This window comes from Streptomyces sp. NPDC014801, assembly GCF_043082085.1.
Classification (GTDB): domain Bacteria; phylum Actinomycetota; class Actinomycetes; order Streptomycetales; family Streptomycetaceae; genus Streptomyces.
The window spans coordinates 1-23,271 of the sequence record NZ_JBIBXG010000023.1 but is presented as its reverse complement, the minus strand read 5'-3'; the positions used below and the strand labels follow the sequence as shown (position 1 = coordinate 23,271).

Annotated in this window: 19 protein-coding genes; 9 read left to right on the top strand and 10 right to left on the bottom strand. The window is 72.9% G+C overall.

Annotation, left to right across the window (positions count from 1 at the left end; genetic code table 11):
- The first annotated feature begins 209 nt into the window (after positions 1–209).
- Complete coding sequence (locus ACF1AL_RS38095; RefSeq protein ID WP_391694221.1) at positions 210–776, top strand: DJ-1/PfpI family protein; 567 nt, start codon at positions 210–212, stop codon at positions 774–776.
- 101 nt (positions 777–877) lie between these two features.
- Here ACF1AL_RS38095 and ACF1AL_RS38090 read toward each other — a convergent pair whose 3' ends face one another.
- Both ACF1AL_RS38090 and ACF1AL_RS38085 read right to left on the bottom strand, forming a co-directional pair.
- Complete coding sequence (locus ACF1AL_RS38090) at positions 878–1,543, bottom strand: HAD family hydrolase (protein WP_366842159.1); 666 nt, start codon at positions 1,541–1,543, stop codon at positions 878–880.
- Between the two features lie 57 nt (positions 1,544–1,600).
- Complete coding sequence (locus tag ACF1AL_RS38085) at positions 1,601–2,113, bottom strand: DUF6912 family protein (RefSeq protein ID WP_391828729.1); 513 nt, start codon at positions 2,111–2,113, stop codon at positions 1,601–1,603.
- A gap of 314 nt (positions 2,114–2,427) precedes the next feature.
- Between ACF1AL_RS38085 and ACF1AL_RS38080 the strand changes: the two genes are divergently transcribed.
- Complete coding sequence (locus tag ACF1AL_RS38080; RefSeq protein ID WP_391694219.1) at positions 2,428–2,988, top strand: Rv3235 family protein; 561 nt, start codon at positions 2,428–2,430, stop codon at positions 2,986–2,988.
- Between the two features lie 111 nt (positions 2,989–3,099).
- Here the strand turns inward: ACF1AL_RS38080 and secA are convergent, their stop codons facing one another.
- Entirely contained in the window at positions 3,100–5,913 is a 2,814-nt protein-coding gene (secA, locus tag ACF1AL_RS38075) for a preprotein translocase subunit SecA (RefSeq protein ID WP_366842156.1), read from the bottom strand.
- Between the two features lie 281 nt (positions 5,914–6,194).
- Here secA and ACF1AL_RS38070 point away from each other — a divergent pair, with 281 nt between their 5' ends.
- Both ACF1AL_RS38070 and ACF1AL_RS38065 read left to right on the top strand, forming a co-directional pair.
- Entirely contained in the window at positions 6,195–6,767 is a 573-nt protein-coding gene (locus ACF1AL_RS38070) for a GNAT family N-acetyltransferase (RefSeq protein ID WP_366842155.1), read from the top strand.
- A 287-nt stretch (positions 6,768–7,054) separates the two neighbouring features.
- Positions 7,055–8,242 (top strand): winged helix-turn-helix domain-containing protein, encoded by a 1,188-nt coding sequence (locus tag ACF1AL_RS38065; protein ID WP_391828727.1) that lies wholly within the window; start codon positions 7,055–7,057, stop codon positions 8,240–8,242.
- Between the two features lie 3 nt (positions 8,243–8,245).
- Here the strand turns inward: ACF1AL_RS38065 and ACF1AL_RS38060 are convergent, their stop codons facing one another.
- From ACF1AL_RS38060 to mtnA, 7 genes are all read right to left on the bottom strand, one after another.
- Positions 8,246–8,995 carry a response regulator transcription factor gene (locus ACF1AL_RS38060; protein WP_366842089.1) on the bottom strand — a complete coding sequence of 250 codons (750 nt, stop codon included), beginning with the start codon at positions 8,993–8,995 and terminating at the stop codon, positions 8,246–8,248.
- 205 nt (positions 8,996–9,200) lie between these two features.
- Positions 9,201–9,893: a ribosome hibernation-promoting factor, HPF/YfiA family gene (gene hpf, locus ACF1AL_RS38055; RefSeq protein ID WP_384214643.1), complete on the bottom strand. Its 693-nt coding sequence runs from the start codon at positions 9,891–9,893 to the stop codon at positions 9,201–9,203.
- Positions 9,894–10,208: 315 nt separating this feature from the next.
- Positions 10,209–11,075, bottom strand: coding sequence for a ComF family protein (locus ACF1AL_RS38050; RefSeq protein WP_391828725.1), 867 nt, complete (start codon positions 11,073–11,075; stop codon positions 10,209–10,211).
- A 90-nt stretch (positions 11,076–11,165) separates the two neighbouring features.
- Positions 11,166–13,001 (bottom strand): LpqB family beta-propeller domain-containing protein, encoded by a 1,836-nt coding sequence (locus ACF1AL_RS38045; protein ID WP_391828723.1) that lies wholly within the window; start codon positions 12,999–13,001, stop codon positions 11,166–11,168.
- Positions 12,991–15,069: an MtrAB system histidine kinase MtrB gene (gene mtrB / locus ACF1AL_RS38040; protein WP_391828721.1), complete on the bottom strand. Its 2,079-nt coding sequence runs from the start codon at positions 15,067–15,069 to the stop codon at positions 12,991–12,993. Before mtrB ends, ACF1AL_RS38045 begins: the two co-directional genes overlap by 11 nt.
- Position 15,070: 1 nt before the next feature.
- On the bottom strand, positions 15,071–15,760 hold the full coding sequence (mtrA, locus tag ACF1AL_RS38035) for a two-component system response regulator MtrA (RefSeq protein WP_003975799.1): 690 nt from the start codon (positions 15,758–15,760) through the stop codon (positions 15,071–15,073).
- A 249-nt stretch (positions 15,761–16,009) separates the two neighbouring features.
- Positions 16,010–17,152 carry an S-methyl-5-thioribose-1-phosphate isomerase gene (gene mtnA, locus ACF1AL_RS38030; protein WP_391828719.1) on the bottom strand — a complete coding sequence of 381 codons (1,143 nt, stop codon included), beginning with the start codon at positions 17,150–17,152 and terminating at the stop codon, positions 16,010–16,012.
- Between the two features lie 140 nt (positions 17,153–17,292).
- Between mtnA and ACF1AL_RS38025 the strand changes: the two genes are divergently transcribed.
- The 5 genes from ACF1AL_RS38025 (at position 17,293) to ACF1AL_RS38005 (ending at position 23,104) form a co-directional block, all read left to right on the top strand.
- Complete coding sequence (locus tag ACF1AL_RS38025) at positions 17,293–18,657, top strand: glycerophosphoryl diester phosphodiesterase membrane domain-containing protein (protein WP_391779351.1); 1,365 nt, start codon at positions 17,293–17,295, stop codon at positions 18,655–18,657.
- A 226-nt stretch (positions 18,658–18,883) separates the two neighbouring features.
- Positions 18,884–19,609 carry a DUF4129 domain-containing protein gene (locus ACF1AL_RS38020; RefSeq protein WP_391779363.1) on the top strand — a complete coding sequence of 242 codons (726 nt, stop codon included), beginning with the start codon at positions 18,884–18,886 and terminating at the stop codon, positions 19,607–19,609.
- A complete protein-coding gene (locus ACF1AL_RS38015; RefSeq protein ID WP_391779352.1) occupies positions 19,606–20,805 on the top strand; it encodes a DUF4350 domain-containing protein in 1,200 nt (399 codons plus the stop codon). The genes ACF1AL_RS38020 and ACF1AL_RS38015 overlap by 4 nt, the downstream gene beginning before the upstream one ends.
- The gene (locus ACF1AL_RS38010) at positions 20,805–21,794 is read left to right on the top strand and encodes a MoxR family ATPase (protein ID WP_366842100.1); all 990 of its coding nucleotides are present in this window, start codon (positions 20,805–20,807) and stop codon (positions 21,792–21,794) included. Before ACF1AL_RS38015 ends, ACF1AL_RS38010 begins: the two co-directional genes overlap by 1 nt.
- On the top strand, positions 21,794–23,104 hold the full coding sequence (locus tag ACF1AL_RS38005) for a DUF58 domain-containing protein (RefSeq protein WP_391828716.1): 1,311 nt from the start codon (positions 21,794–21,796) through the stop codon (positions 23,102–23,104). The genes ACF1AL_RS38010 and ACF1AL_RS38005 overlap by 1 nt, the downstream gene beginning before the upstream one ends.
- Positions 23,105–23,271 lie beyond the last annotated feature (167 nt).

The window sequence follows — 23,271 nt, the reverse complement described above, 5'->3', positions numbered from 1 at the left end:
TGAGCCGTATGTGTACAAATCCAGGGGTGGAAGTTTGACGTTCTGCACAGGGGTGGGGTGGCCCGGGGTGGCGTAGGTGCGGAATCCGCAGCACGCGCGCCCCGCGCCCGCCCTGCGGTGCCCGGAAACCGGCGCGTCCTCTTGGCAACGGCACCGCACCGAGGCACGTTGCCCTTGGAAGCAACTGCCCCGAGGGGAGCGCAACCGCCATGCCCGCGAAAATCCTCATCGTCACCGGCGACGCAGCAGAGTCCCTGGAGGTCCTCTACCCCTACCAGCGCCTCATCGAGGAGGGCTACGAGGTTCACATCGCGGCCCCCACCCGCAAGAAGCTGCAGTTCGTCGTCCACGACTTCGAGCCCGGTTTCGACACCTACACCGAGAAGCCCGGCTACACCTGGCCCGCCGACCTCGCTTTCTCGGAGGTCGACCCCGGCGCGTACGCCGCCGTGGTCATCCCCGGCGGGCGCGCCCCGGAGTACCTCCGCAACGATCCCGAACTCCGTAAGATCCTCAAATCCTTCTTCGACGCCGACAAGCCGGTCGCCCAGATCTGCCACGGTCCGCTCGTCACCGCCGCCGTCGACGGCCTGCAAGGCCGCCGCGTCACCGCGTACCCCGCGCTGGAGCTGGACATGCAGTCCGCCGGCGCCACCTTCCAGGACGCCGAGGCGGTCGTCGACGGGACCCTGGTCTCCTCGCGCGCCTGGCCGGACCACCCGACCTGGATGCGCGAGTTCCTGACGATCCTGCGCGCGAAGGCGCCGGTGACCTGACCATCCCGCGCGCCAAGGCACCGGGGACCTGACGATCCCACCACCAAGGCGCCGGGGACCTGAGGATCCCGCGGCCAAGGCGCCGGGGACCTGACGATCCCCTACGCCGCTATGCGCCGGGCCTCCTCGACGGCCTCCGCCAGCGTGTCGACGACCGGCGCGCCGACGCCCTCGAGGCTGGCCCGGCTGTGCGAGCCGCCCGTGTAGAGCACGGCCTGCGCCCCCGCGTGACGCGCGGCCACCGCGTCGTCGGCGGCGTCCCCGATCACCACCGTGCGGGCCGGGTCCACGCCGGTGAGCAGACTCAGGTGCCGCACCATGTGCTCGGCCTTGCTGCCGCCGGACGGCCCCGTCCGCCCGTCCACCCGCAGGAAGTGCTCCTCGATCCCGAAGGTCCGCACCAGCGGCACGAGCTCCTCGTGCCCGTACATGCTCAATATGGACTGGCTGCAGCCCGCCGACCGCCAGCCGGCCAGCAGTTCGGCCGCGCCCTCGGTCAGCGAGCACCGTGTGCGGTGCTCGGCGTAGTACCGGTGGAAGACGCCGTCCATCAGCTCCCACTCGGCGTCGGTGGGCAGCCGCCCGAGCAGCCGCTCGTAGAACTTCGGCACCGGCACGCAGTACAGCGCGCGGTACTGCTCCAGCGTGATCGGCTCGAGCCCCAGCTCGCCGAACGCCGCGTTCGTCGCCCCGATGATCGCCTCATTGTCGTGGAACAGCGTGCCGTTCCAGTCCCAGACAATGTGCGGTGCTCCTCGCATCCCCATGTCAGAAAAGGTACCCGCCCCCACTGACAATCCGAGACGCTCCGTGATCATCGCAGGTCACTGGCCCACGAGATGGGGGATCTCCTGCGTGGCGAACCAGAGCAGCTCGTGGTCCTCGGCGCCGTCCACCACGAACTGCGCGTCGTCGTCCCCGCCGTCCGCCGCCTCCAGCGCGTCCGCGGCGGCCGCCACGTCCGTCTCCGCGTCGTCCGCGTCCACGTGCACCGCGGCCGCCTTCGCCAGCGGCAGGGGCCCCTCGACCCGCACCTCGCCGAGGGCCGCCGGGTCCAGTGCCCGCCCGGGGTCGAAGCTCGCCGCTCGGTCCGGCACGTCGACGGCGACGACCACCCGGCGTCGCGCCGCCTCGGGGTCCGCCGCGAGCAGCCGCAGCGAGGCCAGCGCGGCCCGGCTCAGGGCGGCGTACTCCAGCTCCTCGATGTCGTCGGAGAGGTACCACTCGCGCAGCCCCGGGGTCACCGCGTACGCCGAGACGGATCCGCCGGCCCCGAGCTCACCCGACTTGTACGCCTCGGCGAGCGCGGGGAGGGTCAGGGGGACGTAGACGCGCATGGCAGGCCGCTTTCTCGAGATCGAGGACTCCCGGCCGAACGCCGTGGCGCCCGCCCGGAGGGCCTTCAGGATACGTGGGGCGGTCCTCTTTCGGGTTCGTGCGGCCGTCCTCCGGGGCGTCCACCCGGCGCCGCCGGCTCACCCGGTCCGTCCGCGCGCTGCGGGGTCCCGCCGAGCCGGCCATCACCCGGATAGGTGAACCTCCCGGCGCCCCCGGCCAACGCCGGGCTCCCTTGCCGCCCGCCGAGCCGCCCCGCTACAAGATCCACACAAGTTACCGCCTGGTACTCCGGGCCGACCGAAACGGGGAACGCATGCACAAGGTCATGACCAGGACCCAGCGCCCGACCGCCTCCCGCCCTCCGGCCCGGCGCGACTCCCGGCGTCCCGCCGGCCCGCCGCCCCGCACCCCGGGCGGCACCCGCACGACCACCGGGTCCCGTCCGCCCTCCGGCCCCGGCCGCACCCCGCGCCTCCGCACGCGGCCCACGGACACGCGCCCGGCGACGGCTCCCGCGCCCCGCCCGCCCGTCCCGGCGACCCGCCCCGCGGACTTCTTCGCCGAACGGCTCCTCGCCGTCCTCAGCGGACTGCGCCCCGTCCACTTCATGCTCGGCCACACCCGCGGCCGCGCCTACGACGAGCTGGCCTGGCTGGCCGAACGGAGCCCGCTGCGCGCCGCCCGCGGCCCCCGCCCGGTCGTCCACGACCTCGGCTACTACGAGGTCCACCCCGGCGCCCTGGAGGTCTTCGCCCGGATCGGCACCGGCGACCGCCTGAGCGCCCTGGCCTTCCGCCTGGAACGCGGCACCGACCACCGCTGGCGCTGCACGGCGGTCGACGCGGGCGGCCCACGCCGCCCGGACACGGACTGACACAGGCCCACACGGCCCCCTGAGGAAAAACGGAAAGCGGAGGGGCCGGGCACCCGACAGGTACCCGGCCCCTCCGCTCACGTCACGCGGTGAAGTCCCGCGCCGCGTACGTCACTTCTTGCGGCGACGTCCGGTGCGCGCCTGCTTGCGCCGCTCGGCCCGCGTCAGCCCGTCCGCCTCGGAGCGCACCGGCTCCTCGTCGGTCGGCAGGTCGCCCTCGATGACCCCGCCCTCACCGTCGACGGTCGGCGCCGAGAAGTGCAGGTTCCGCTGCTGCGGGGCGTCCAGGCCCTTGGCCCGGATCTCCGGACGCACGGCCCCGGCCTGCGCCGGAACGGCGTCCTGCACGCCCGCGGCCGGCACCACGTCCTCGACCGGCACCTCCTCGACCTGCTGCTCGACCTGGACCTCCAGGTTGAACAGGTAGCCGACGGACTCCTCCTTGATGCCGTCCATCATCGCGGTGAACATGTCGAAGCCCTCGCGCTGGTACTCGACCAGCGGGTCCTTCTGGGCCATCGCCCGCAGGCCGATGCCCTCCTGGAGGTAGTCCATCTCGTACAAGTGCTCACGCCACTTGCGGTCCAGCACCGACAGCACGACCCGGCGCTCCAGCTCACGCATGATCTCGGAGCCGAGCTGCTCCTCGCGCGCCGCGTACTGGTCGTGGATGTCGTCCTTGATGGACTCGGCGATGAACTCGGCGGTGAGCCCGGCCCGGTCGCCGGCCGCCTCCTCGAGCTCCTCGATGGTCACCTTGCACGGGTAGAGCTGCTTGAACGCGCCCCACAGCCGGTCCAGGTCCCAGTCCTCCGGGAAGCCCTCGCCGGTCTCGGCCTGCACATAGGCGTCGATGGTGTCGTCCATGAAGTGCTGCACCTGCTCGTGCAGGTCCTCGCCCTCCAGGACGCGGCGCCGCTCGCCGTAGATGACCTCGCGCTGGCGGTTGAGGACCTCGTCGTACTTCAGGACGTTCTTGCGGGTCTCGAAGTTCTGCGTCTCGACCTGCGCCTGCGCGGAGGCGATCGCGCGCGTGACCATCTTGTTCTCGATCGGCACGTCGTCGGGGACGTTCGCCATCGACATCACGCGCTCGACCATCTGGGCCTTGAACAGCCGCATGAGGTCGTCGCCGAGCGAGAGGTAGAACCGGGACTCGCCCGGGTCGCCCTGACGGCCGGAACGACCGCGCAGCTGGTTGTCGATGCGGCGCGACTCGTGCCGCTCGGTGCCGAGCACGTAGAGGCCGCCGAGCTTCTCGACCTCTTCCTTCTCGGCCTTGACCGCCTCCTCGGCCCGCTTGAGGGCCTCGGGCAGGGCCGCGGCCCACTCCTCGATGTGCTCCTCGGGGTCGAGGCCGCGCTGGCGCAGCTCCGCCTCGGCGAGGTCCTCGGGGTTGCCGCCGAGCTTGATGTCCGTACCACGGCCGGCCATGTTGGTGGCCACGGTCACGGCGCCCTTGCGGCCCGCCTGGGCGACGATCTGCGCCTCGCGCTCGTGGTGCTTGGCGTTGAGCACCTCGTGCTGGATGCCGCGCTTGCTGAGCTGCTGCGAGAGGTACTCGGACTTCTCCACCGAGGTGGTGCCGACGAGGATCGGCTGGCCCTTCTCGTGCTTCTCGGCGATGTCGTCGACGACCGCCTCGAACTTCGCGACCTCGGTGCGGTAGATCAGGTCCGACTGGTCCTTGCGGATCATCGGCCGGTTGGTCGGGATCGGGACCACGCCGAGCTTGTAGATCTGGTGGAACTCGGCGGCCTCGGTCATCGCCGTACCGGTCATGCCGGAGAGCTTGTTGTAGAGGCGGAAGAAGTTCTGCAGGGTGATCGTGGCGAGGGTCTGGTTCTCGTCCTTGATGTCCACCCCTTCCTTCGCCTCGATCGCCTGGTGCATGCCCTCGTTGTAGCGGCGGCCGGCGAGGATACGGCCGGTGTGCTCGTCGACGATCATGACCTCGCCGTCGATGACGACGTAGTCCTTGTCGCGCTTGAACAGCTCCTTGGCCTTGATGGCGTTGTTGAGGTAGCCGACCAGCGGGGTGTTCACCGACTCGTAGAGGTTGTCGATGCCCAGCCAGTCCTCGACCTTGCTGACGCCGGACTCGTGGATGGCGACCGTGCGCTTCTTCTCGTCGACGTCGTAGTCGCCGGTCTCCTCGATGCCCTTGAGCGGGTTGCCGGGCTCGCCGCGCTTGAGGCGCGTGACCAGCTTGGCGAAGTCGCCGTACCACTTGGTGGCCTGGTCGGCGGGGCCGGAGATGATCAGCGGCGTACGGGCCTCGTCGATGAGGATGGAGTCGACCTCGTCGACGATGGCGAAGTTGTGCCCGCGCTGGACCAGTTCGTCCTGCGACCACGCCATGTTGTCGCGCAGGTAGTCGAAGCCGAACTCGTTGTTCGTGCCGTAGGTGATGTCGCACGCGTACTGCTCGCGCCGCTGCGCCGGCGTCATGTTCGCGAGGATGCAGCCGACGGTCAGGCCCAGGAAGCGGTGAACGCGGCCCATCATCTCGGAGTCGCGCTCGGCGAGGTAGTCGTTGACCGTGACGATGTGCACGCCGTCGCCCGACAGGGCGTTCAGATACGCGGGCAGGGTGCCGACGAGCGTCTTGCCCTCACCGGTCTTCATCTCGGCCACGTAACCCATGTGCAGGGCGGCGCCGCCCATCATCTGCACGTCGTAGTGGCGCTGGCCGAGGACGCGCTTGGCGGCCTCGCGGACCGTGGCGAACGCCTCCGGCAGCAGGTCGTCCAGGCTCTCGCCGTCGGCGTACCGCTGCTTGTACTCATCGGTGAGGGCCCGCAGCTCGGCGTCGGAGAGGTCGACGAAGTCCTCTTCGATGGAGTTGACCTGGTCCGCGATGCGGTGCAGCTTGCGCAGGATCTTGCCTTCGCCTGCACGCATGATCTTCGAGAGGACGGACACGGGGGTTGGTCTCCTTGCCGGTCGGGCCTGGGACGGTCGGTTACCACTTGACTTACTGAGCAACGGCCATCGTATGCGAGGACCCCGCCGCGCCGGGAGGCCTGCCGTGACGAGGACCGTCCGCTCCTTCTCTGCTCCGCTTCGAAACTCCTTCAAAGAGGACAACGGCCGAGCCTCGCCGATGGTGCCGGATCCCGTCGACGAATTGCGCGAAACGTGATCGCGCCCTCACCCTCAGCAAAAGGATGGCGGGGCGCGGCCCGCGCGAGCAGAATCGGCCGATGGAACCCGTCACGCTCGCCACCGACCGCCTCGTGCTGCGGCCGGTGGGTCCCCAGGACACCGACGCGGTGTACGCCGCCGCGCAGGACCCGGACATCCAGCGCTGGACCACGATCCCCTCCCCGTACCTGCCGGAGCACGCGCGCAGCTTCACCGAGCAGACGGTCCCCGAGGGCTGGGCGGACGCGTCGATGTTCACCTTCGGCGTGTTCCTGCCCGGCGGGGAGCTGGCGGGCATGCTCGCCCTGACGATGCGCGCGCTGGGCATGACGGAGGTCGGCTACTGGGCGGCCAAGGAACACCGCGGCCACGGCTACATCACCGAGGCCACCGTGGCGGCCGCCCGCTGGGCCTTCACCCGCCTGTCCGTCGACCGCGTCGAATGGCGGGCCGAGGTCGGCAACCACGCCTCCCGCGCGGTCGCGGAACGCGCCGGCTTCACCATCGAAGGCACCCTCCGCGCAGCCCTCACCACCAAGGGCACCCACCGAGACTGCTGGGTAGGCTCCCTACTCCCCTCAGACCTCTCCCTCCCCTCAACGACCCCGTACTTGCCGAGCACCCGCAGCTGACGGCGAAGCCGCGCAGCTGCGGGCAGTCGCACCGCCGGGCAGCCACCGACCCGACGCAGCTGCGGGCAGTCGCACCGCCGGGCAGCCACCCACCCAACGCAGCTGCGGGCAGTCGTGCCGCTGGGGCGGCACGGGTGGGCGCAGCGGCACCCCGCACCGCCGGGCAGCGCACCCCACGGCGGTCACCGAGAACCCCGGGCACCCCACAACGGCGGACACCCCCCGCACAGACAAAGAACCCCCAGTTCACCCCCACCCTGTCAGTCCCCACCCCTATCGTGCGGACCATGACCACGCCCCCGCCCACCGCAGAGCTCACCGCAGACGACGCCCGCCGCATCGCCCTCCGCGCCCAGGGCCTCCTCGGCACCCCACCGCACGCCCGCCGCAGTCCCGGCGCAGCCGTCCGCGGGGTCCTGCGCCACCTCGGCGCGGTCCAGCTCGACACCATCTCCGTCCTGGCCCGCTCCCACGAGCTCGTCCCCTACGCCCGCCTCGGCGCGGTCGGCCGCGCGACCGTCGAGCAGGCCTACTGGACGGACACGCACGCGTTCGAGTACTGGTCGCACGCCGCCTGCATCCTCCCCATCGAGGAGTGGCCCCACTTCGCCTTCCGCCGCCGTGCCTACCGCAACCGCCCGCACTGGAACCACGACCTCCCCGAGGGCGCCTACGACCAGGTCATCAAGCAGCTCCGCACCGACGGCCCGCTCACCGCGACGGAGCTGGGCGGCGCGAAGAAGACGAACGACTGGTGGGACTGGTCCGGCACCAAGGTCGCCGTCGAGCGCGCGCTGATGTACGGCGAGGTGGTGTGCGTGACGCGCCGCGGCTGGAAGCGGGTCTACGACCTGGCCGAGCGCGCGGTCCCGCCGGAGCTGCTGCATGACGACCTGGACGACACCGAGTGCGTGCGCCGTCTGGTCCGCCAGGCCGGCGAGGCCCTCGGCGTGGGCACGCGCGCGGACATCGCCGACTACCACCGCTTGAAGGGCGAGCAGGTGGACGCCGTACTCGCCGACTCGGGCCTGGTGCCGGTGACGGTGGCGGGCTGGGGCCGTCCGGCCTGGGCGGATCCGGCGGCCCTGGAGACGCCGCCGCGCGGCCGGCACCGCACCACGCTGCTGTCCCCGTTCGACTCCCTGATCTGGGAGCGGGCGCGCACGGAGCGGATCTTCGGCTTCACCCACCGCCTGGAGGCCTATGTCCCCCGGCACAAGCGGGTTTACGGCTACTTCGCCATGCCGGTGCTGGCGGGCGGCCGGCTGGTCGGCCGCGTCGACCCGGCCCGCGAGGGGCGGACGCTGGTCGCCAGGCAGGTCACCGTGGACACCGGGAAGGCCGTCCCCGCGGTCGCCCAGGCCCTGGTCGAGGCGGCGTCCTGGGTGGACTGCACCGACGTACGCGTCGAACGGGTGGAGGCGCCGGAGCTGCGGGAGCCGCTGGTCGCCGAGCTCGCGCGGCTGACGGCGTGAGGCTCAGCGGATCTCGAGGATCTTCTCCCGCATCGCGTAGACCACGGCCTCCATCCGGGAGTGCAGCTGCAGCTTCTCCAGGATGTTGCGCACGTGGTTCTTCACGGTGTTCTCGGAGATGAACAGTTCCTTGGCGATGTCCCGGTTGTTCATGCCGGTGGCGACGAGCTTGAGCACCTCCAGTTCACGGTCCGTCAGCCGGGGCGCGGGAACCAGCCGGCGTTCGTCGGTGCGCTGGATCATCGACTTGAACTCGGTGAGCAGCTTGGAGGCCATGGAGGGGCTGATCTGCGACTGGCCGTCGGCCACCGCGCGAATGGCGGTGGCCACCTCGTCGGTGGAGATCTCCTTGAGCAGATAGCCGGTGGCGCCCGCCTTGATCGCGTCGTAGAGGTCGGCCTCCTCGTCGCTGATCGTCAGCATGATGATCTTCGCGCTGGGGGCGACCTCCTTGATGGAGGTGCACGCCTCGATGCCGCCCCGCTTGGGCATGCGGACGTCCATCAGCACGATGTCGGGCAGCAGGTCGGCGGCCTTCTCCACGGCCTCGGCGCCGTCCCCGGCCTCGCCGACGACCTGGATGTCCTCCTCGGCGGCGAGCACGATCTCCAGTCCGCGGCGGAACAGCGCGTGGTCGTCGACGACCAGGACTCTGATCGGCTCGCTGCGTGCGGAGCCCGCCGTCTCGGGGCTCCTGCCGACGACGCCGTCATCGGCGTCCTCGTCCCGCATCGGTCCGAAGGTGTCCGCCATCGTTCCTCCCCCTGAAGGCTGTGGCCTGTGGTCCTGTGCCATCGCCAACCCAAGGCAACGACCCACCCGTTGAGCCGTTGCGGCCATGATTCCATGCCCCGGCGACATCGCGGTGACGAAGCGGCGGGCGAAGTGGTCGCACGCCGGTGCCCCTGGGGGCGCACACCGCGCACCAGGGGCACCGGCCCGGCTCTCGTACGGGAACTCAGCCGCCCAGCGAACCGCCCGCGTCAGGAGAGGACCCCTCGGTGACCATCGTGTCGGTCCGGAGGTGGATCACGCCGTAGTCGTAGGCGTGGCGCCGGTAGACGACGCTGGGCTCCTTGGTCTCGGAGTCGACGAAGAGGTAGAAGTCGTGGCCGACCAGCTCCATCTCGTAGAGGGCCTGGTCGAGCGTCATGGGAGCGGCGACGTGGGTCTTCTCGCGTACGACGAGGGGGCCGTCGCCCTGCACCTCGAGCGAACCGATCTTCTTGGTGGGCACGCTGTCCGGCTCTTCCGCCGGGACGGGATGGCCGTTCCCGTTGAGCGTCGCGACGCCCGGGACGTGGTTGGGAACCTCTGCTGCCGTGATGCGCTTGGCTCCGCGTCGGGTGAACCGCTTGTCGTGCTGCTTGCGCAGCCGGGCCTCCAGCTTCTCCGCCGCCAGGTCGAGTGCCGCGTACGGATCGTTGGCCGCTGCCTCCGCCCGGATCACCGGACCGCGGGAGCGGAGCGTGATCTCCACCCGGTCGCAGCGGTCGGCCTGTCGGGGGTTGGGCTCCTTGGACACCTCGACGTCGAGGCTGATCACCTTGGCATCGAGCTTCTGGATCTTGTCCAGCTTCAGCTTCTCGGCCACGTGCTTCCGGAACCGCTCGGGCACCTCGGTCTTGCGGCCCTTGACGACGATGTCCACGCAGAACTCCGTTCCCGGATCACCCCGCTTCACCGGCGGGGCATCTCCCTTTTGCACCAGGCTCCGGAAGGGTCCGGAACCTCGGACTCGGTGACTTTCACCTCCTCCTCCCCCATGGGCAAGATCTACACCCCCTGTGCTGCGGATGATTACTCAAAACCCACGGCACGGCATTCGGAAACGAGGGTCATGGCCTGCGGCTTTCCCTCACAACCGAACATATCTCGCCCGGCAGGATGTCGTCACCCTCTACTGCCGCGTACCTCCGTTCAGGTGAATTGACCCCTCATTACCTGCAACGACGCACGTTCGATGTCAGTTCCGGTTTAATTCGAAGGAATCAGGAGAGGCCGCGACCACCGCCGCGCAGACGACACGACCCGCGCGGTTCCCGTCTCGCATTCCCCACCTCAGGTGCGCCCGATCCGGTCTCCCTTCCGGCACTGCGGCCCCGTGTTCCTCTCGTCCTTCCCCACCCGCCCGCCGGTACACGGCCGACACGCCGGAATCGGCCACCGCCCGCACCGCACGAGCCGCCTCCGTCAGCGAGGCGCCCGTGGTCAGCAGATCGTCGACCAGCACCACCGGCCCCCGCGCCAGCAGCCGGTCACCGCCGGGGACGACGCCCAGCGCGCCCGCCAGATTGGCCAGCCGCTGCCGGGAGTCCAGCCCCGCCTGGTCGGCCACCGCGCGCCGCTGGCGCAGCACGGCGGCCACCCGGACCGGCGTCCCGCCCCGGCGCAGTTCCCCGGCCGCCGCCAGCGCGATCCGCCGCGCCGCGTCGTGCCCCCGCGCCCGCACCGCCGCACGCGCCGACGGCACCGGCACCAGCAGCACGCACCCGTCCCCGGACACGCGTCGGCTTCCGGACACGCCACCGTCACCGGCTTGCCGCAGCCCGGCGCGCACCGCTCCTGCCAGCGCCTCGCCGAGCGGCCGTGCCAGCGCGAGCGCGCCCCGCTCCTTGTGCGCCAGGAGCAGCGCCCGCACCTCGTCCGCGTAGGCCGCCGCCGCGTGCACCGCCGGCAGCCCCGGCGGCATCGGCTCCGGCCGCACCCGGCGCGGCGCGGCACCGCTCAGCGCCGTACGGCACCGCGGGCAGAGCACCGCGCGAGGCCGGCCGCAGCCGGCGCACTCGGCCGGCAGCACCAGGTCGCTGAGGTCCTGCCACCACCCCCGCATAGGACCACTGTGCCCCGCCCGGAACGGCCCGGCCACCCCTGTGGACAACGCCCTGTGGAAAACTCCCCGGGCGCCCGGGACCGCGGCTGATCAGCCCGGATAGACCGGTGCCGTACCGCTCTTGACGAGCTTTTGCCACTGCGTGCCGCTCGGCAGGCGCACGATGCCGTCCTCGCCGGAGTACGCCACCAGCGGCACCCGGTCGTCCTCGGAGGCGGCGACGTCCTCGACCCCGGACAGCGCGGCCGGCGGCGGCCCCTCCGGCGTGGAGCCGTCGACCTGGGCGTACCGCATCTGCTGCACCCCGCCCTCCTCGCGCCCGACCACCACGAGCCGGCTGTCGCCCGCCCACGACATGGCGGTGATCTCCTCCAGCCCGGGCGCGGCCGAGCGCAGTTCGAGGACGGACACCGCCGGCCGGCCGGCGTCCTTGTCGTCGGCGCGCTGGATCCGCCCGACGAGCAGCGACTGCTTGCCGTTCTTGTCGACCTTGAGCGCGATGCGCACCCCGTCGGCGGCCACCCGCACGTCCCGGATGCGCCCGTCCAGGCCCGGGACGCTGACGTCCACCGGCGCGCCCCCGCCCTGCTGCAGCAGCCACAGGTGCGGCCGGGCGGGGTCACGGTCGGCCACCCACAGATCGCCGTACGCGTCCCAGCTGGGCGTCGTCAGCCGGTCCCCGGGCGTCGGGCCGCGGCTGGTGAGCACCGGGCTGCCGAGGGAGCCGCTGGAGACCAGCGAGCCGACGTACAGGGCACTGCCGTCGCTGCTGACACCGGCCGCCGTGCGCTCGTCCCGGGACACGGCCGCCGCCCGCAGCGGCTGCGCGCCCTGTCCCAGGGCGCCGGGCACCGGCTCGGCCTTGGTGCCGCTCGCACCGGTCGCCAGACGGACCAGGCGGTGCTGCTCGTCGATGAAGTACACGTAGTCGGGGTGGGCGGTCGAGCCGCGCGCGGCCACCGCCTCGGCCTGGTCGGCGGTCAGGGAGCACAGGTGCCGGTCGCCGGAGCGCAGCTCGACCTCGTTCACCGTGGGCGTGACGTACTGCAGGGTGAACAGCAGCTGCGCCGCCATCTCGTCGCACCGCGCCCGGCCGACCCCCGCGGCCTTCTCGTTGAGCGGCACGGTCAGCTTGTTCTGGTCGTCGGGCGTCAGGGCGGGGGTGCCCTTGGCGAGGTCCGTGCCGGTGGGGAAGCTGGAGCGCACCACCGGCCGCAGCCAGGTGGTGGGGCCCTGCAGCACGGAGCGCACCACCTGCGTCATCGGGTCGACCCGTTCGCGCACGTAGACGGGGTCGGCGACCGCCGTGGTCTCCCCGCTCGCCCCGGCGCCGTTGGACGCGAAGTAGTACTTGTTCACGGACATGTAGTTGCGCTGGAAGTCCGACCGGCCCATGACGACGCCCTGCGGCAGCCCGTCGATGCGCCACTGCTGCGTCTTGTCGTCACGCGACAGGTGCACGGTCTGCCGGTAGGGCCCGTCGGCGGGCGCGTAGGACTGCTGCGCGTCGACCGTGGCGACCCGGGTGCCGGTCAGCGTGAACGCGGCGTCGTCGCTGTCGTCGCGGCCTCCGGTGCGGGCGGCCTGCATGCTGGGGCCGTCCTGGAGCACGGTGGTGACCCGGCCCGGCTGCCAGAGGCGCGCCGCCTGCGGCGTCAGATACTGCCGCGCCGTCGCATACCCGGGATCGTCGCTGGTCAGCGCCTCCAGAAAGCCCTGCAGGATGTCCGCCGGCGGCGCGCCCTCCGCGGGCGGCATGGCGAACACCCGCACCTGCGAGTCCTGCCGCGGCGTGGACTCCACCCCGCGCAGATCCCCGCTGTCGGGCATCGACGCGCACCCCGCCAGCAGTACGACACCGCAGGCGGCGTACGCCACCGCGCGCGCCGGCGTGTGCCGTGCGCCCCCCTCGCGGTCAGCGCCCACGGAAGGCCTCCCCTTGCGTGTCCGAGTCGTCGGGCCGGGTGACGGCGGCGTCCCCGCGGCCCCCGGCGGGCTCCCCACCCGCCGGCTTGTCCTGGCGCGCCGTACCGCCGGCGGGACGCGGCACCACCCGCGCGCCGTTGCCGGGCAGCGCCGTCGGATCGGCCGTCGGTGCCGGCCCGGACGACCGGGGCGTCATCGGCGCCCCGCCCGGCAGCGCCGGCCGCTGCTCACGGGCCGGCTGGGCCGGGACCGTGGCGCTCTTGTCCCCGCCGCCGCGCGGCAGCCCCGCGTCGTTCAGCCCGCGGTTGCGCCGCGAGTCCTTGGGTTCCAGCGGTATCGGGGAGCCCCGCAGCGGCTCGTCCGCGGTCCTCGGCAGCGTCAGCCGGAACTGCGAGCCGCCGCCCGGCTCACCCCACGCCTGCAGCCAGCCGCCGTGCAGCCGCGCGTCCTCCAGGGCGATCGACAGGCCCAGGCCCGTCCCGCCCGTGGTACGCGCGCGTGCCGGGTCGGCCCGCCAGAAGCGGCTGAACACCCGCGTCGCCTCTCCGGGCTTGAGCCCGACGCCGTAGTCGCGCACCGCGACCGCGACCGCCCCGCCCGCCGAGGCGAGCTTGACCACGACGTCCTTGCCCTCGCCGTGCTCCACGGCGTTGACGACGAGGTTGCGCAGCACGCGCTCCACGCGCCGCGCGTCGGCCTCGGCGACCACGGGCTGCTGGTCGCCGACGACGCGGATGCGGGTGCCCTTGCGCTCCGCGAGCGGCTCGGCGCCGCTGACCACCCGCCGCACCACGTCCCGCAGGTCGATCGGCTCCGCCTCCAGAGCGGCCGCGCCCGCGTCGAACCGGCTGATCTCCAGCAGGTCGGCGAGCAGCGACTCGAACCGGTCCAGCTGGTCCGCGAGCAGCTCCGCCGACCGCGCGGTCACCGGGTCGAAGTCCTCGCGCGCCTCGTGGATGACGTCGGCGGCCATCCGCACGGTCGTCAGCGGGGTGCGCAGTTCGTGCGAGACGTCGGAGACGAACCGGCGCTGCATCCGCGACAGATCCTCCAGCTGGCTGATCTTCTGCTGGAGGTTCTGCGCCATCTTGTTGAAGGCCTCGCCCAGCCGGGCGATGTCGTCCTCGCCGGTGACCTTCATACGTTCCTGCAGCCGCCCCGCCGACAGCCGCTCGGCGATCCCGGCCGCCATCCGCACCGGCGTGACCACCTGCCGCACGACCAGCCAGGCGATCGCCCCGAGCAGGACGACGACGAACAGCCCGGCCGTCGCCAGCGTTCCCTTGACCAGGCTGAGGGACTTCTCCTCCTGGGTGAGCGGGAAGAGGTAGTACAGCTGGTAGGGGTCCCCGTTGGGGTCGTTGACCTGCTTGCCGATGACGAGCGCCGGCTGCGAGGCGCGGCCGTTGCTGTAGACGATGCGGGTGTAGCTCTGCGCCGCGCCCGTGCCCGCGTCGACCCGGTCGCGCAGCGCGTCGGGCACGCTCGCCGACGGGCTGACGAATCCGGAGGCACGCGGCCCGAGCCCGCCCGCGCTGCCGGCGCTGCCGGTGCCCGCGGGCAGCGTGACCACGTCGAAGGCGCCCTGGCCGCCGCTGGCGAGGGAGGAGACGAGGTTGCTCATCCACTCGATGACGTTCTGCGAGGGGCGCGGGTCCACACCGGTGCCGTCGGTGCCCGCCGCCGCCTCGTCGGCCTTCTGCTTGGCCACCGCGAACCCGCCCGTGGCCTGGCTCTGCGAGGCCTTCACCTTCGCCTCCAGCAGGCCGTTGCGGACCTGCCCGATGACGACGAAGCCGAGCAGCAGCACCACGCCGAGCGACATCAGCAGGGTGGTGGCGACGACCTTCAGCTGGATGTTGCGCCGCCACAGCCGCATCACCGGCAGCAGCGGGCGCCGTATCCAGCGCATGAACAGCCGGATCACCGGGCTGCCGTGCACTCCGCCCTGCAGCAGCCCGCCCGCGAGCAGCCGGGTCCAGCGCGACCTGATCGTCGCGCGGCCGACAGGCCGCCCGGCGCGGACCCCGGACCGTCCGGGTGCCGAGGCGGCACTGTCCCGGGACATCTCAGCTCGGTCCGGCCTTGTAACCGACGCCACGGACGGTCACCACGATCTCCGGCTTCTCCGGGTCCTTCTCGACCTTGGAGCGCAGCCGCTGGACATGCACGTTGACCAGGCGGGTGTCCGCCGCGTGGCGGTAGCCCCACACCTGCTCCAGCAGCACCTCGCGGGTGAACACCTGCCACGGCTTGCGGGCGAGCGCCACCAGCAGGTCGAACTCCAGCGGGGTCAGCGCGATGGACTGCCCGTCCCGCTTCACGGAGTGCCCGGCCACGTCGATGACCAGGTCACCGATGGCCAGCTGCTCCGGCGCGGGCTCCTCCGACCTGCGCAGCCGCGCCCTGATACGGGCCACCAGCTCCTTGGGCTTGAACGGCTTGACGATGTAGTCGTCGGCGCCCGACTCCAGGCCCACCACGACGTCCACGGTGTCGCTCTTGGCCGTGAGCATCACGATCGGCACCCCGGACTCGGCCCGGATCAGCCGGCACACCTCGATGCCGTCCCGGCCGGGCAGCATCAGATCCAGCAGCACCAGGTCGGGCTTGGTCTCGCGGAAAGCGGCCAGCGCCTTGTCGCCGTCGGCTACGAAAGACGGCTCAAAACCCTCACCACGCAGCACGATGCCGAGCATCTCGGCCAGTGCGGTGTCGTCGTCGACGACAAGGACTCGTCCCTTCATAAACGACATCATCCCATTCTCGTAACAGTGTCTGGGGCGCTGGTGAGGCAGGTCACTGACCTGTGACGATAGTCGTACTGAGCGGTCACTGTCTGCCCTCGCCCGCCGGTGTCGACCTCATGAGTGGAAGTCGGTCACCCAGCGTCCGCGACCCCTCACCTCTGCGCTACGAGAACGGGCCTCGCCTCGAGCCGGGACGGCCCAGTGGCGCCTGCGGCCCGCCGCGGGAGCGTCACGCCCCCGCGCCCGGCCGCACCGCCCCTACCCGGCGGCCCCTTCCCGGGACCGCTCGCACAGCTCCGCGAGCCCCTTCGCCGTCACCGGCGACAGCGCGCCCTCCTCCGTGACGATCGCCGTGATCAGCTCCGGCGGCGTCACGTCGAACGCCGGGTTGTACGCCTGCGTCCCCAGCGGCGCCACCGGCACCCCGCCGCCCGGACCGCTCGCCTGCACCTGCGGCACCGGGATCTCGGTGACCTCGAACCCGGCCCGCTGCTCCACCTCGATGGCCGCCCCGTCCGGCGTGCCGAGGTCCACGGTCGTCACCGGCGCCACCACGACGAACGGCACATGGTGGTAGCGGGCGAGCACCGCGAGCGGATAACTGCCCACCTTGTTCGCCACCGACCCGTCGGCCGCGATCCGGTCCGCGCCGATGAGCACCGCGTCCACCTCGCCCGCCGCGAACAGCGACCCCGCCGCGTTGTCCGTGAGCAGCGTGGCCGCCATGCCGTGGCGGGCCGCCTCGTACGCCGTGAGCCGGGCGCCCTGCAGCAGCGGCCGCGTCTCGTCCACCCACAGGCGCCGCAGCCGGCCCGCCCGGTGCGCCGCGAGCGCCACCGCGAACGCCGTGCCCTCACCACCCGACACCAGCGCCCCCGTGTTGCAGTGCGTGAGGATGCGGTGTCCCCCGGCGGGCAGCAGCTCGTCGAGCAGCGCCAGACCGTTCTCGGCCATGCGGGAGCTGGCCTCGGCGTCCTGCCGGTGCAGCGTGCGCGCCGCGGCCAGCGCCGCCTGCGCGGCCTGCCCGGGCGAGGCACCCTTCGCGACCGCGGCACGGTGCGCCTCCAGGGCACGCCGCACCCCGACCGACAGGTTCACCGCCGTCGGCCGGGCCCCGGCCAGCGCGGTCGCGGCCTCGTCCACGTCGAACCCGCGCGCGGCGGCGAGCGCGACCCCGTACGCCCCCGCGATGCCCAGCAGCGGTGCCCCGCGCACGGCGAGCGAACGGATCGCCTCGACCAGCGCGGACGCGTCCGTGCAGACCAGTTCGACCTCCTCGCTCGGCAGCCTCGTCTGGTCCAGCAGGACCAGGACGGGCCCTTCGGGCGGCTCCTCCCAGCGGATCGCCGGAGCTCCGGTGTGCTGCCTGTCCTCGCCGGCGTGCGCGTACTGATCAGCCATGCCGTCAGTCTTCCCCGTATCCGGCGGACAATTGAAGGTGTGCGGGCACGACCTCGGCCGGTACCCGGATGACCACCCCATGGCACGATGGCTGCCAACCTGCCGCCGCGACCGCGGACGGGCACCGTGAAGGAGCGACGATGAACGACACTCCGGGCTGGGCCTCGCCCGGATCCGCCCCGTCCGACGGGCACGAGCCCGGCGCTTCCCGCCCTGCCGAGCCGTCCCAGCCCGCGGACCAGCCGGCCCAGGACACGCAGCGCCCCGGCGCGAAGTGGTCCGAGGTGCAGCCGCCGGCCGGCCAGTGGTCGGCGCCGGCCGCCCCGCAGGGCCCGGGCCAGACCCCGCCGCCCCCACCGCAGGGCCCCGGCTGGGGCACCCCGCCCCCGGCGGGCCCCGGCGGCCACGGAACGCCCGGCGGGTACGGCGGACCCGGGCACGGCACTCCCGGATACGGCGCCGCTCCCGGTTACGGCGCACCCGGTTACGGCGGCTGGGGCGCCGGCTGGGGTGGCCCCCCGCCCGCGGCCAAGCCCGGCGTGATCCCGCTGCGCCCGCTCGGCGTCGGCGAGATCCTCGACGGCGCGGTGTCCACCATGCGCACCTACTGGCGCACGGTCCTCGGCATCTCGCTCACCGTCGCCGTCGTCACCCAGGTCCTCGTCGTCCTGCTCCAGGGCCTCGCCCTCGACACCGCCTCCGCCGACGCCCTGAGCGACCCCAGCGCCACCTTCGGCGAGGTCACCCGCGCCATGGGCGACAGCCTGCTCAACTCCGCGGTCGTCTTCCTGATCTCCATGATCGGCACGGTCACGGCGACCGCCCTGCTCACCACCGTCACCAGCCGCGCCGTGCTCGGCCGGCCGGTGACCGTCGCCGAGGCCTGGCGCGACGCCCGCTCCCAACTGCCGCGCCTGTTCGGCCTGATCGTGCTGCTGATCCTCATCAGCGCCGTCCTCGTCGGCGTGGGCATCCTGCCCGGCATCCTCGTCGCCGTCACCGCGAGCACGGACGCCGGAGCGGCCCTCGCCGTCCTCGGCGGCCTCGCCGCGTCCGTCGTCGTGCTGTGGCTGATGATCCGCTTCTCCCTGGCCTCCCCGGCCCTGATGCTGGAGAAGCAGGGCATCCGCAAGTCGATGAGCCGCTCCGTCAAGCTCGTACGCGGCTCGTGGTGGCGGGTCTTCGGCATCCAGCTGCTCGCCGCGATCATCGCGAACATCGTCGCCGCGATCGTCGTCCTGCCCTTCACCTTCATCGCCGCGGCGTTCAACGGGGGCGGCATCTCCGGCTTCGTGAACGGCGACGTCGGCTGGACGTTCCTCATCATCAGCGGCATCGGCTCGGTGATCGGCTCCATGATCACCTTCCCGATCAGCGCCGGCGTGACCGTGCTGCTCTACATCGACCAGCGCATCCGCCGCGAGGCCCTCGACCTCGAACTGGCCCGCGCCGCCGGCCTCCAGGGCTACGGCGCCGACGCCGCCGGCAGCACCCCGAGGAGCTGATGCCGTGAGCCTGACGGGGGGAATCGTCACGGCGGCCACCGCACCGCCACGCGCCGCCGACCCGGCCGTGGCGGCCTGGCCGCACGCCACCGACACGGCCGCGACGGCACTGGCACGCACCACGGACACCGCCGCGACCGCACTGGCCCACACCGCGGACACCACGGCCCAGGCCCTGGCCCACGCGGGCGGCATCGCCGCGCACGCACTCGCCCACGCCGGCGACATTGCCGTACGCGCACTGCTGCGCGTCCCCGGCACGGCCCTGCTCGCGCAGGCCCGCTCCGACGGCGAGCCCCCGGTGACCGTCCCGCGCGACCCCGCGCGGGAGGCCGCCCGCCGCGAACTGTCCAAGCCGATGTACCACCAGAACGACCCCAGCCCGCTGCAACGCGCGCTGAACGCCTTCTGGGACTGGCTCGACCGGCTCTTCGACGCCGCCTCCACCGCCACCCCCGGCGGAACCATCGGCCTCGTCGTCATCGTGATCGCCGTCCTCGCGATCCTCGCCGCCCTGTGGTGGCGCCTGGGCACCCCCCGCCGCGCGCCCGCCTCCGCCGCCGCCCTCTTCGACGACCGCCCCCGCAGCGCCGCCGAACACCGCGCGGCCGCCGACGCACACGCCGCCCAAGGCCACTGGAACCAGGCCGTCCAGGAACGCATGCGTGCCCTCGTCCGCTCCCTGGAGGAACGCGCCCTGCTCGACGTACGCCCCGGCCGCACCGCCGACGAAGCCGCCGCCGAGGCCGGCCGCGCCCTGCCCGCCCACCTCGACCGGCTGCGCGCCGCCGCCCGCGACTTCGACGACGTCACATACGGCGGCCGCAGCGCCGGCCGGCAGACGTACGAACGCCTCGCCGCACTCGACAGCGACCTGGAGCGCACCAAGCCCCAGCTCGCGGCCGGCACCGCCGGCACGACCGCCGACAGCCGCCAGGGAGCCGCCGGATGACCACCGAGGCCACGCTCCCCGCCACCTCGGCCTCCCCCACCGCCCGCCAGGTCCTCACCCGCACCCGCGGCATCGCCCTGGCCCTCGTGGTGCTCCTGGCGGCCGCCGTGGTGATCGCCCTGGTCCGCTCCCAGACCAAGCACGGCGCCCTGGACCCGCGTTCCGCCGACCCCGCCGGCAGCCACGCCGTCGCCGCGCTCCTCACCGGCCACGGCGTGGACACCCGCGTCGTCACCACGCTGGACGCCGCCCGCGCCGCGACCGGCCCGGACACCACCCTGCTGGTCGCCGCACCCGACCTGCTGACACCCGGCCAGCAACGGCAACTGCGCACCGCGACCGCCGACTCGGGCGGCCGCACCGTCCTCGTCGCCGCCGGCAGCTCCTCCGTCGGGCGGCTCGCCCCCGGCGTCACCGCCGACCCCGTCACCAGCGCGGACTCCACCCTCGACCCCGACTGCGCCCTGCCCGCGGCCCGGCGCGCCGGCAGCGCCGACACCGGCGGCATCCGCTACACCACCACCCACCTCGACGCCGACGAGTGCTACCCGAGCAACCGCCTCGCCACCCTGATCCGCGTCCCGGACACCACCGGAGGCGGCGACACCGTCGTCCTCGGCGCGCCCGACATCCTCGTCAACGACCGCCTCGACGAGCAGGGCAACGCCTCGCTCGCCCTCCAACTCCTCGGCTCCCGCCCCCATCTGGTCTGGTACCTCCCCTCGCTCTCCGACAGCGCCGCCACCGAACCCGGCGACCAGAAGTCCCTCGTCGACCTGCTCCCCTCCGGCTGGCTGTGGGGCACCCTGCAACTCTTCGTCGCGGCGGCACTCGCCGCCCTGTGGCGGGCCCGCCGGCTCGGCCCGCTCGTCCCCGAGAAACTCCCCGTGGCGATCCGCGCCTCCGAAACCGCCGAAGGCCGCGCCCGCCTCTACCGCAAAGCCAACGCCCGCGACCGCGCCGCCGCCGCTCTGCGCTCCACCACACGCACCCGAATCGCCCCCCTCGTCGGCGTGCCCGCCTCCCAGGCGCACACGCCCGAAGCCCTGCTCCCCGCCCTGTCCGCCCGCCTCCACGGCGACGGCCAACAGGCCCTGCACACCCTCCTCTTCGGGGCGCCGCCCAGCGACGACGCAGCCCTGATCACCCTCGCCGACCGACTCGACGCCCTCGAAAGAGAGGTACGCCGTCCATGATGGACCCGACCACTGACAACGCCGGGCAGACCGGACAGCCGGGCGACCCCCGCGCCGCCCTCGAAGCCCTGCGTGCCGAGATCGCCAAGGCCGTGGTCGGTCAGGACCCCGCCGTGACCGGCCTCGTCGTAGCCCTGCTGTGCCGCGGCCACGTCCTGCTCGAAGGCGTCCCCGGGGTCGCCAAGACCCTCCTCGTGCGCGCCCTCGCCGCGGCCCTCGAACTCGACACCAAGCGTGTCCAGTTCACCCCCGACCTCATGCCGAGCGACGTCACCGGCTCCCTCGTCTACGACGCCCGCACCGCCGAGTTCTCCTTCCAGCCCGGCCCCGTCTTCACCAACCTCCTGCTGGCCGACGAGATCAACCGCACGCCCCCGAAGACCCAGTCCTCCCTGCTGGAGGCCATGGAGGAACGCCAGGTCACCGTCGACGGTACGCCGCGCGCGCTCCCCGACCCCTTCCTGGTCGCCGCCACCCAGAACCCCGTCGAGTACGAGGGCACCTACCCCCTGCCCGAGGCCCAGCTGGACCGCTTCCTGCTCAAGCTCACGGTCCCCCTGCCCTCCCGCCAGGACGAGATCGACGTCCTCACCCGCCACGCCGCCGGCTTCAACCCGCGCGACCTGCGCGCCGCCGGCGTACGCCCCGTCGCGAACGCCGCCGACCTCGAAGCCGCCCGCGCCGCCGTCGCCAAGACGACCGTCTCCCCCGAGATCGCCGCGTACGTCGTCGACCTCTGCCGCGCCACCCGCGAGTCGCCCTCCCTCACCCTGGGCGTCTCCCCCCGCGGCGCCACCGCCCTGCTGGCCACGGCCCGCGCCTGGGCCTGGCTCACCGGCCGCGACTACGTCATCCCCGACGACGTGAAGGCCCTCGCCCTGCCCACGCTGCGCCACCGCGTCCAACTGCGCCCGGAGGCCGAGATGGAGGGCGTCACCGCCGACTCCGTCATCACCGCGATCCTCGCCCACGTCCCCGTGCCCCGCTGATGGCCCTCACCGGACGCGCCGCGCTCCTCGCGGCACTCGGCTCCCTCCCCGTCGGCATCCTGGACCCCGGCTGGACCGGCATCCTCGCGGTCAACGGCTCCCTGGCCCTCGCCTGCGCCTGCGACTACGCCCTCGCCGCCCCCGTACGCCGCCTCGGCCTCACCCGCTCCGGCGACACCTCCGTACGCCTCGGCGAGCCGGCCGACGTCACGCTGACGGTCACCAACCCCAGCGGCCGCCCGCTGCGCGCCCACCTGCGCGACGCATGGCCGCCGAGCAGCTGGCACCCCGGCACGGAGATCGACGCGTCCCGCCACCGCCTGACGGTCCCGGCGGGCGAACGCCGCCGCGTCACCACCCGCCTGCGCCCCACCCGCCGCGGCGACCGCCAGGCCGACCGCGTGACCATCCGTTCCTACGGCCCCCTCGGCCTGTTCTCCCGCCAGGGCACCCACAAGGTTCCCTGGACAGTCCGCGTCCTGCCGCCCTTCACCAGCCGCAAGCACCTGCCGTCGAAACTGGCCCGCCTGCGCGAACTGGACGGCCGCACCAGCGTCCTGCAACGAGGCGAGGGCACGGAGTTCGACAGCCTGCGCGAGTACGTCCCCGGCGACGACACCCGGTCCATCGACTGGCGCGCGACCGCCCGCCAGTCCGCGGTCGCCGTCCGCACCTGGCGCCCCGAACGCGACCGTCACATCCTGCTCGTCCTCGACACCGGCCGCACCTCCGCCGGCCGAGTCGGCGACGCCCCGCGCCTCGACGCGTCCATAGACGCCGCCCTGCTCCTGGCCGCCCTCGCCTCCCGCGCCGGCGACCGCGTGGACCTCCTCGCCTACGACCGCAGGGTCCGCGCCCTCGTCCAGGGCCGCACCGCCGGCGACCTCCTGCCGTCGCTGGTCAACGCCATGGCCACGCTCGAACCGGAACTCGTGGAAACGGACGCCCGCGGCCTGGCCGCCAGGGCTCTGCGTACGGCACCGCGCCGCTCGCTGATCGTGCTGCTGACCACGCTGGACGCGGCCCCCGTCGAGGAGGGCCTGCTTCCCGTACTGCCGCAGCTCACCCAGCGCCACACCGTTCTGGTGGCCTCGGTGGCCGACCCGCACATCGCCCGCATGGCGGCGGGCCGCGGCACCACCGAAGCCGTCTACGAAGCGGCCGCAGCGGCCCATGCGCAGGCAGAACGCAACCGCACGGCAGAACAGCTCCGCCGTCACGGCGTCACGGTCGTCGACGCGACACCGGACGAGCTGGCGCCGGCGCTGGCAGACGCGTATCTGGCCCTGAAGGCGGCGGGGCGCCTCTGACGCGCATTCCGCTCCCCTCCGGAGGGGAGCGGAAAACCCGGAAAACCCCCGGAACGCAGAAAACCCCCGCATCTTCCGATGCGGGGGTTTTCCCAAGAATTGTTCGGCGGCGTCCTACTCTCCCACAGGGTCCCCCCTGCAGTACCATCGGCGCTGTAAGGCTTAGC